3 protein-coding genes are annotated in these 9,557 nt (G+C 41.3%); all 3 read left to right on the plus strand.

Translation table 11 applies throughout. From position 1 onward, the window contains the following. Positions 1 to 244 precede the first annotated feature (244 nt). Positions 245 to 895 carry a hypothetical protein gene (locus tag FEM33_RS19005; protein ID WP_139013581.1) on the plus strand — a complete coding sequence of 217 codons (651 nt, stop codon included), beginning with the start codon at positions 245 to 247 and terminating at the stop codon, positions 893 to 895. An 87-nt stretch (positions 896 to 982) separates the two neighbouring features. Next, positions 983 to 7,258 carry a DEAD/DEAH box helicase gene (locus FEM33_RS19010; protein WP_139013582.1) on the plus strand — a complete coding sequence of 2,092 codons (6,276 nt, stop codon included), beginning with the start codon at positions 983 to 985 and terminating at the stop codon, positions 7,256 to 7,258. Then, positions 7,255 to 9,321 carry a 3'-5' exonuclease gene (locus FEM33_RS19015; RefSeq protein WP_139013583.1) on the plus strand — a complete coding sequence of 689 codons (2,067 nt, stop codon included), beginning with the start codon at positions 7,255 to 7,257 and terminating at the stop codon, positions 9,319 to 9,321. Before FEM33_RS19010 ends, FEM33_RS19015 begins: the two co-directional genes overlap by 4 nt. The last annotated feature ends 236 nt before the right edge of the window (positions 9,322 to 9,557 follow it).

The following is a 9,557-nucleotide window of genomic DNA, read 5'->3' on the forward strand; positions in this document are numbered from 1 at the left end:
CGCTTCTTCTTTGAAGCGCTGAAAATCGAAGGATTCGTTTGTCTTCATCGTGTCTATAAGTTAAACTAATTTACTTATTTTTCCCCTTAATCAAACTAAGAGGTGACACAGTTCAATTTACAGTCTCCACATTAATGGAGTAATCAGTACAACGCTAAAAGACACTCAGAGACTTATTGAATTCGTTGGCATTACATCTTCAATTGTATTAGATTTTTATATTAAAACCGTTGGAAGATCAAACTTGTATGATATTACAATTAAAAGTCTTCCTTTAGGTATTAATGCTAATTACCTTCCATCCTTATTTATTCGAACGCTTCAACTTAATTGTCTAAACAAGTATTACGCACCACTTTGGGAAGAAAATTTTGATAACGGCTTTACTCAGGACAGTTGGAGTATCTCTGATACCCGTTTGAAACCATTTAAAAGCCTTACAGCAGATTGGAACTGGAATACTCCACTGCGTAACTATTTTGAGCGTCGAATGGCTTTGGTTGAGATCGACGTCATAACCGCCATGGCGCTCAGCCTCAGTCTCGATGAACTGGTGCTGATGTATAATATCCAGTTTCCAGTATTACAGCAAAACGAAGACGATACCTGGTACGATATCAAAGGCAATATTGTATTTACATGTAGCAAGGGTCTGGCAGGAGTGGGGCTTGACCGGCCCGAATGGGAAAAGATAAGGGATATGCAGGAAGGTGAAATTACCCATACCATCACCAAGAGTGAACTCTATCACGGCCAGCAGGTAGTATTCCATGCTCCCTTCACTAAATGTGATCGCGTGGAAGATTACAAACGGGCTTGGGTGCATTTTGAGAAACGGTTTAATACAAGTGAAGACGCAGCTGGTATAGATGCCAGATCAGTGGATTTGGCCTAAGCGTAAATTGAAGATGATTTAAGTGGGGTATATTCCGGGAAGCCACTGAGCGAAGAAAATAAATGACCGGATAAATTTTGATAGAATATGCTGAGCTTACAACAGGCCATAGAGATAAAAGAGTCGATTACTTCGTATTTAAAAGCAACATTTACTTTTCGCAAAAAGGAAGTGGCTGGGGCTTTTGATACCTTTATTCATCATCCCACACAGGGCATGTTTAAGGGACCTTATATTTCACTTAAACTGCGGTTTGTAAAGGCCGATGCCGATGCTGTGGCTCAAATACCTTTAACCATTAAACCTTCCTGGCCCCCTTACGATCATCAGGTAAAATCGTGGACAAGGCTTTCTACCTTAGATAAAAAACCAGAACCAACAATTGTTACTACCGGTACCGGGTCAGGCAAAACGGAATCTTTCCTCTATCCTATGCTCGATTACTGCTACCAGCAGCAGCACCGCGCAGGTGTTAAAGTAATTATACTATATCCGATGAATGCCCTGGCCACCGATCAGGCCAAGCGCCTGGCTGAGCTGATTCATGAAGATGATCGTTTAAGAGGAAAAATAACAGCGGGATTGTTTATTGGCGAAGGGAATGGCCCGAAAGGTCAGTTCCCAAAAACCATGGGCGAAAATCATATCATTGAGCATCGCGATACGATTCTGGATTCACCGCCCGATATTTTGCTTACTAACTTTAAGATGCTTGACTATGCTTTGATGAAGCACAATTACCACAAACTATGGTTGGGCAATTTTAAAGATGCTAGTTTATTGCAGTTCCTGGTACTGGATGAATTACACACTTATGACGGAGCGCAAGGCACCGACGTAGCCAACTTGATACGTCGTTTAAAACTGAAACTAGAAATTCCTGCTGAACAACTTTGTGCTGTGGGAACATCTGCCACCATCGGTTCTGGCCCGGAGGCTCCTCAATTATTGGCAGAGTACGCCAGCAAGGTGTTTGGAGAGACCGTCACCACCGATGCCATCATTACCGAAAACCGAATAGATGTAGCTTCCTTCTTTGGAGAAGATGAAACCTTGATGGACTTCATGCCACTTCCCCACAAGCTAAAAGATTTGGTGCATCATGAAAGCGAATCTTTTGACAACTATCTGCAAGCCCATATCGATATTTGGCAACAAGACAAAAAACAGCTGGCGCAAGGTCTTATACAGCTAAAATTGGTGAAAGACCTGGTGAAAGTAGCAAATAAAGGAAAGGGTACCCGCCCTGTGGAAGATGTTGTTCGAGACTTATCTATTGCAAACGAAAACTTCAGAAAGCTGGCTCAATGGGATGCTGCTAATGAGTATAGTCCCAAAGAACGGATTTTAGAATCGTTGCTGACACTTATTGCGGCAGCAAAAGATATTGATAATCCTCGATCACCATTTATGTATCTTCAGGTGCAATTGTGGATACGGGAGTTGAGTGGCGTACAATATACTTTGGAACAACCAGCTAGCTTTACTTTCCGTGATCAGATAGCGGCCAATAGTGAAATTGCTGCATTGCCACCCTGGTACTGCCGGGAGTGTAACTCATCGGGCTGGCTTGGGGTAAAACCCGACAACCGGGATGTATTCAGCAAAGACATCAATGAAGTGTATGAAAAGTTTTTTGCACGCCATAAGAACGTCTATTTCCTGCTACCTGGCAACGAATTGAGTGCAGAAGACATACTGGCTACCGGTTATGTTTATGATGATTTTTTACAGGAAAAAATCCATCCGGTATTGTTGCATATAGTAGCCAAGGATGAAGAAGGTTTTGCCATTCAGGCATTCCGCAAGTTGAAGGACAACAAGACCGAGCATATTTGCCCTTGTTGTAATAATTCCGGTACCGTTGCCATCATTGGTACTAAAATACCAACGCTGAGTTCCATAGCCGTCAGCCAAACGCTGGCTACGGACTTGGATCCTGCCACCGACCAAAACCGCAAAGTATTGGCCTTTACCAATTCGGTACAGGATGCAGCACACCAGGCAGGTTTTATTGAGGGCCGTAATTATCGTTTTACGCTGAGGGCATCCATTCAAAAAGTTATCAATGAACTAAGGGAGCCCCAACGATTAGATTTGTTGTCCGAACAGTTTATTACTTATTGGAAACAACATGCCGATGAAACCGGTACAGATCCGCTTAGTGGTTATCTCTATCGTTTTTTCCCGAAAGACTATGTAGGAAAGGCTACTCCACTGGACTATTTTAAAGCGGAGAAATATTATCCTCACTTCCTGAAAGAGTTTGATACCCGGATCCATTGGGAAGTATTTGCAGAGTTTGGTTTTAATAGTCGGATTGGTCGTACATTGGAAAAAACTGGTGCATCTTCGGTGTATTTTGACCCGGATAGGTTAGCAAAAGCGGTTGAATTAATGCAGGATTGGTTGGCAGTAAACGACATTAGTCAGACCATTCATCAAGACGATTTACTACGGTTTACGAACCTCGTTTTACACCGGGCCCGTAATCGCGGCGCTATCGACCATACATTTTTACAAAAATTCAGAGAAGACAAATTAGGCCTTTGGGATCTGAACTGGCAAAAGGACGGCCGCCATTACCTAAATCCGAAATTTGGCACGCGTTCCAGGCTCCCAAAACTATTAACCAATCATGATTCCAAGGCAAACCTGCTCGATACCACCAGGGCAAAAACAACCAACTGGTTTCATGCTTATTTTAGAAAAACGTTTCAACAAGCAAAACCTGATCCGAATTTTGTAAACGAGTTCTTCGAGCAGTGGACACAGGCACTCACAAATGCTCAATTATTAAATAAGCGGTCAGCAGGTGATCAAAATAATTACGCCATTGTTGCCGATGCTATTTGGGTAAAGAAAAATGTGAAGGAATATCGTTGCAGTACCTGCGAAGATGTGATTTATACCAACGATGATGATTTATTGATAGCTGAGGGGCAGTGCCTTAGTTATCGTTGTACAGGCAAATATTCGTTGGAGCCCGCAGTTAGCAATAACTACTATAAAGCGGTGTACAATCGAAATCGTTTTCCCCGGGTATACGCCAGAGAGCATACCGGCCTGCTAGAACGTAGGGAGCGGGAACGGTTGGAGATTGATTTTAAACAACGAACTCGTTTCAACGCCACCAATACTTTGATAGCCACCAGCACGCTGGAAATGGGTATTGACATTGGTACGTTAAATACAGCTTATAACAATTCGGTACCACCCTTACCTGCCAATTTTTTGCAAAGAGTTGGGCGTGCAGGGCGAAGCTCCGGGGCTGCTTTGGTTGTCAATTTCGCTAAAAACCAAAACCACGACCTTTATTATTACACGGATCCGATGGAGATGATGCAAGGGGAAGTCAATACGCCCGGCTGCTATCTGGAAGCAAAAGATATTTTGCGTAGACACTTTACGGCATTCTGTGTTGACAGCTGGACATCGGCACAGCCAAATGAAAACGCTATTCCCACATTTATCCGTGATCTAAAATTAGCCTCCCGGATTCTGAGCGATGCCAGCTTTTTTGTAAACCGGCTGACTCATTTCATAGAAACCAATAAAGTGGTTTTGACCAACCAGTTTTTAAAACAATATGATCGCCATATTGCAGAGGAAGTGTTTACCGAAGTTGCAGACGCTTTGGACTCAGGTAGGTTTTATGAACAGCTGGTTAAGGTTTTTGAAAGAATAAAAAATGAGCTGCATGAAATAGACAAACGGAGGAAAGAGCTGGACGATACTGCCATTATTCTTAACCTAGCAAAAGGTGATCCGGCCTTGGAAGAAATAAATCGGGAAAAGAAAAACCTGAGTGGAATAAAGAAAGGAATCGCCGCCAGGAATACATTGGAACATCTTACAAATGTGGGCATTCTGCCAAATTATGCTTTTCCAGAGACGGGAGTGCGCCTGAATGCCCATGTACTGAGTAGCCAGGCAGAAGGCAGCGACAATATAGCATTACCCAAAGATTTTGAAATTATCCGTCCTGCTTCCCAGGCCATAAAAGAGCTGGCCCCAGAGAATTATTTTTATACGCAGGGTTATAGGTTTGAGATCACGGGCGTTAACATATTTGATTGGAGTGAGCCAATTAATTTTCATCATAAACGCTTTTGCTCAAAATGTGACCATATTGAGTTGGATAGCATGGCTGCAAAAGGCAGTTGTCCCAAATGCGCTGATCCATCATGGCAAGCCGCTTCCAATGTGCATCGCTATGCAAAACTTACAGCGGTAAAATCTTTTAATAATGCGGGTAGCGCGACATTAACTGATGCGGATGATGACAGAGAAGCGCAGAGATATTTAATGATAAACCATGTATACCTGGATAGTAAAACTTCGGAAGGTGCATGGATATTAAAAGATATCCCCTTTGGTATTGAGTACGTAAAAAATGCCACTATTACATCTGTAAACTATGGGCGCAGTGATGCCAATGATGCGCGCAAGCTTAGGATTAACGATACGGAAGTACTGACAAAGGGTTTCGTAACCTGTAAATATTGTGGCAAGTCATCGTCTGCAACGCATCTAATTACCATAGCCAAAGATTTCCATTATGGATACTGTAAGCATAAAGAGATAGCCTACCAGGCAGGTCAAAGCGAAGTTTTTGAAGAGGTTTATTTCTTTCGCGAAGTACAAACTGAAGTCTTGAAAATTGTATTACCGATTCAGGAGTTTAATAGTGAAGCGGATATCCGGATGTTTGAGGCCGGTATCGATGTTGGCCTCAAGAAATATTTCAAAGGAAATCCTGGACACATCCGAATTTTACCATATCGGGAATTCAATCATAAAACAGACAAGTTTGACCGGTTTCTCTTGCTATACGACACTATTCCCGGTGGCACTGGCTATCTAGAGCAGCTGTTTGACCACAAAGAATTCTCGTTGCTTTTGCAGTATGGTTATGAAGCGATACGCGATTGTAGTTGCCAGTTGACGGGGAAGGATGGCTGCTATAAGTGCATTTACTCTTACGGTAACCAATACACCCGGGCTGACTTGAGTAGGGCAAGAGCAGAGAAATGGTTTACCCAGATTTGTGAAAAAACAGATGCCTGGGTTCTGAATAAGGAAGGACTCTCTTCCATAACAAACAGCGGAAAAATAGAGGAATCAGAACTGGAAGAAAGGTTTATAAAACTGCTCACTGTTTTTGCCGACAAAACAGCTGGTGTGAGTTTTGAAAGTAAAAAACAGGACGGAACGGTGTATTACGAGTTGCGGCTTAAAAAAGGAGATAATGATGCACTCTATTGGGTACGGCCGCAAGTAGCCTTGGGCACTAAGGATGGCATTGCTTACAGTACCCGCACCGACTTTTTAATAATTTGTGGAAACTATTTGGTGGATGGCGTTCAATATAAAGATGAAGTTCCCCGCATAGCCATTTACCTGGATGGATACCAGTACCACGCATCGGAAACACACAATGTTTTTGAACGAGATATTGAAATAAGGAAAGCTATTGCCAAGAATTCACAATACAAATCATGGACACTCACCTGGAAGGACTTGGATGAGTGGCAGGCCGTGTTGGGTGGAGATACAACCGTAAAAGACGAAATATTCAGTCTCTACAAAACTTATTTTGCAACTAATTATACTAGTAAGCTGCTGGGTACCATTAAAGATCAACAGAAAATTAATTATAGCCAGGGCGAAACGAATGTAATACGCCTATTGGAACAACTCTGGCATCCTGTTATCAGCATATATCAAAAATCTTGGATGTTGTACGCTGCTTCCTGGACAAAAAACCTAACAGATCCCTCGTTTGATCCCGATAAGCTTGACGCGCTGTTGGCAGGAAAACTAACGACGGATAGTTATCTTAGGAATAATAAAGTCAAAAATTTTGATAGCCTTATTCCGGTTCAGGAGTTACCACAATTTGATTTTGCACTCTGGAAAATTTGGGTGAATGTTTATCGGAAAACCATATTCAACAACCTAGATTTTCACAAAACTGATTCAGTTGATAAGGCAAAATGGGAATCTTTTTGGCACATCTTCAATTTGTTTCAGTCCGATAACTTTGTAACAGCGCAGGATACTGACGACTACAACGCAGAAGCAAATGTTGATTTGCTTAGCGAAATAAAGGACTACTACCATGTAACCTTGCACACCTTGATTAAGCAAGCTATACAAAAAGGATGGGTAACTGCAGAGAATGGAGCGTATCTGGATTCTTGGATGGACGAAACTGGCAATGTTTTGGCCGATGCGGAATTGGTTTTAGTTGCACCTAAAATAGCGATCGGTCCATATTCGGATGAAAGTCGCCAAGCTTTTGAAACGGCGGGATTTACCATTTATACACTTGAACAGTTAAACGATATTAAGCTATGAAGCTATTTATATATGATAAGTTTTGGGATGCCCTGTTGAGCTTAAATAAAACGACACAGACAAAAGTGACGGAGTTTATTTCAAAGTTCAGGGCGAATTCTAAATCTGCGGCAATCCATCTAGAGTCAATCAATACATTCAAAGATCAATCTTTGAAGACAGCCCGTATCGATCAGAAATTCAGGGCAATTCTAAAAGAAGTGCAGCCATCAGAAGTTTACCTGCTAGTTTGGGTAGACAATCATGATGAAGCTATGGACTGGGCGAAGAACAAAATGATTGACTGGAACGAGCAAACACAAGCATTCCAGGTATATAGCATAGATGAAACCACAATTATCTTTCCTTCAAATACACCAACTGATCTGTTCATGAGCCAGTATGATGGCAATGCATTGACATCAATTGGTGTACCCGAAGTATTGTTACCGTCGGTGTTAAAGGTGCAGAACTTGCAGGGTTTAGAGAAACTTGAAAGCTATTTGCCAATTGATGTTTTTGAAAACCTATTTTACTTGTTGGACGGAGCCAATATCAATTCACTTTTAGCGGAAATACAGGAAGGTAAAAATGCTGCTGAGACGTTGGCAAGTAAGAACAATGCCAGGTCGTTTATTGAATTGACAGATGACGAAATTTTCAATGAAGCGTTGCAAGGATCTTTACAAAAGTGGAAGTATTATTTACATCCTTCACAATCGGCTTTTGTAAATGGCGACTTCAAAGGAAGTGTAAAACTTTCCGGAGGTGCGGGAACCGGGAAAACGATTGCAGCCCTACATCGTTTGAGACACCTGGTTCAACATAAAAAAAGTGCGCTACCTATTCTGTTTACCACATTTACGAAAGAACTTACCGAAAATCTCAAAAGCCTTGCCGCAGAACTCGAGATATCAACCGGGGCTTACCTAATCGAAAATATAGATGCACTTGCTTTCAGGCTGGCACAACAGTATCATTTAATCAAAAACACGGATAAGGTTTTTGGGCTTAGTGCTATTAAAAAACCAGTTGAGATATGGGAGCAGGTATTGGCGGAGAAACTGTCGCCTTTTGATGAAGATTTTTTACAAGAAGAGTATGAAGCTATCATTTTAGACCAAGACATTCATCTCAAAGATGATTATCTGAGGGCAAGCCGAACAGGTCGAGGCAAAGCAATTAGCAGGAGAGATCGTTTTTTAATCTGGGATATGATTGAAGATTTTAATTCTCGTAAATTGATGGAAGGACTTTTCTACAAAGAGGAGATATACAATAAAGTTAGCCAGTACCTGCAAAATAATAACCAGGATCTTTTCTCACATGTCATTGTAGATGAATTACAAGATTTTTCCAACATAGAATTGCGGTTCATTCGTTCACTAACACACGAAAATAACAATGACTTGTTTTTGGTTGGTGATCCCTTGCAAAACATCTATAATAAAAGGATCAACTTTTCGAAAGCTGGCATTAATATACGTGGAAACAGAAGCAGACGACTAAGGATTAATTATAGAACAACCGAAGAAATTAAAAACCTTGCGCTACGGGTGATCAGTGAAGAAAGCTACGATGATTTTGACGGAAGTGTTGAAGATAAGAAAGGATATCTTTCCTTATTTCATGGCGTAAAACCAGAGTACCATGTTTACAAGACAAAAAACGAAGAGTTGGATTCTGTTGCCAGCGATATCAAGCAATTAGTGGAAGAAGGTTACACTTATAACGATATTGTTGTGGCTGCGAGGACCAAGGATGCAGTAGACGATTTTAGGAACCACTTTCACAAATTGAACATTCCTTTTGTGAACAAGAACCTTCTGAGCAACCAGAGTGAAGGGGTTAGGCTCTCTACCTTCCATGGACTTAAAGGGCTAGAATTTAAACAGGTTTTTTTAGTTGACGTAAATGATCGGACGTTTCCAAAGCAACCCTATAATTTTAACAGCTTAACTGCCGAAGAACAGCAGCAAATTACAAGAACTGAAAAAGCACTTTTCTACGTGGCATGTAGTCGAGCCATACAACGGTTGATGATCAGTGGCGTTGGGGGAGGAACGAGTCTTTTGAAGATTTAAGTTTAAAATTCGATTGAAAGGCAGGAGTAGTACATGTAAGTATATCTACATGTAATAGCTGTATTTTAGCTGCATTTGATCTCCTGGATCTAGATATTTCAGAATTTCCGAGACTGTAAATTGAACTGTGTCACCTCTTAGTTTGATTAAGGGGAAAAATAAGTAAATTAGTTTAACTTATAGACACGATGAAGACAAACGAATCCTTCGATTTTCAGCGCTTCAAAGAAGAAGCG

The sequence above is a fragment of the Dyadobacter flavalbus genome (assembly GCF_006149045.1).
In the GTDB taxonomy this organism is placed as follows: Bacteria; Bacteroidota; Bacteroidia; order Cytophagales; family Spirosomataceae; genus Dyadobacter; species Dyadobacter flavalbus.

Excerpts from the sequence above, each read along its gene's own strand:
- FEM33_RS19015 (WP_139013583.1), top strand. The coding sequence starts at position 7,255 with ATGAAGCTATTTATATATGATAAGTTTTGGGATGCCCTGTTGAGCTTA.
- FEM33_RS19010 (WP_139013582.1), top strand. The coding sequence starts at position 983 with ATGCTGAGCTTACAACAGGCCATAGAGATAAAAGAGTCGATTACTTCG.